The organism is Mesorhizobium sp. M7A.F.Ca.CA.004.04.2.1 (genome assembly GCF_004022825.1).
Taxonomy (GTDB): Bacteria; Pseudomonadota; Alphaproteobacteria; order Rhizobiales; family Rhizobiaceae; genus Mesorhizobium.
On the sequence record NZ_RZPH01001590.1, the window covers coordinates 1 to 743 of the forward strand.

Here is a 743-nt window from a genome sequence, read left to right on the forward strand (position 1 = left end):
GTTTCATGGCGATGGGTCCTGCCGGCGGATCGAGCCGGCGGTGCTCTATGCGGGAGTCAGCAGTGACTTACAACAGGCTTCCCGCCGCGGAATTATATCCTATCTTGGGGGATCATGCGCGCCAGCGACCTGCTTCATCCCCGGCCCGAGGGCCTCTATTGCCCGCCGGGCGATTTCTTCATCGACCCGGTCCGGCCGGTCGACCGGGCATTGATCACGCATGGCCATTCCGACCATGCGCGTTCCGGCCACCGCTCGGTGCTGGCGACGCGGCAAACGCTCGACATTATGGGCCTGCGCTACGGTGAGAATTTCGCTGGCACGACGCAAGCGGCACAACTCGGCGAGACGATTGCACTCAATGGCATCAGCGTCAGCTTCCATCCAGCCGGCCATGTGCTGGGCTCGGCGCAGATATCCGTCGAGCATCAGGGCACGCGCATCGTCGCTTCCGGCGACTATAAGCGGCAGAGGGACGCAACCTGCGCGCCATTCGAGCCGATCCCGTGCGATGTGTTCATCACCGAAGCGACCTTCGGCCTGCCGGTGTTTCGCCATCCGCCCGACACAGAAGAAATCGCCCGCCTGCTGAAATCGGCAGCGCAGTTCCCTGAGCGCTCGCATCTGGTCGGCGCCTATGCGCTGGGCAAGGCGCAAAGGGTGATGCGGCTGTTGCGCGACGCCGGCTACGACAGGCCGCTCTACATCCATGGCGCGCTGGCCAAACTCAGTGAATATTACCA

At 63.5% G+C, this 743-nt stretch carries 1 protein-coding gene; it reads left to right on the plus strand.

Annotation, left to right across the window (positions count from 1 at the left end; genetic code table 11):
• Nucleotides 1-114: 114 nt before the first annotated feature.
• A partial coding sequence (locus EN893_RS36330; protein ID WP_128362280.1) for an MBL fold metallo-hydrolase occupies nucleotides 115-743 on the plus strand: 629 nt, incomplete at its 3' end.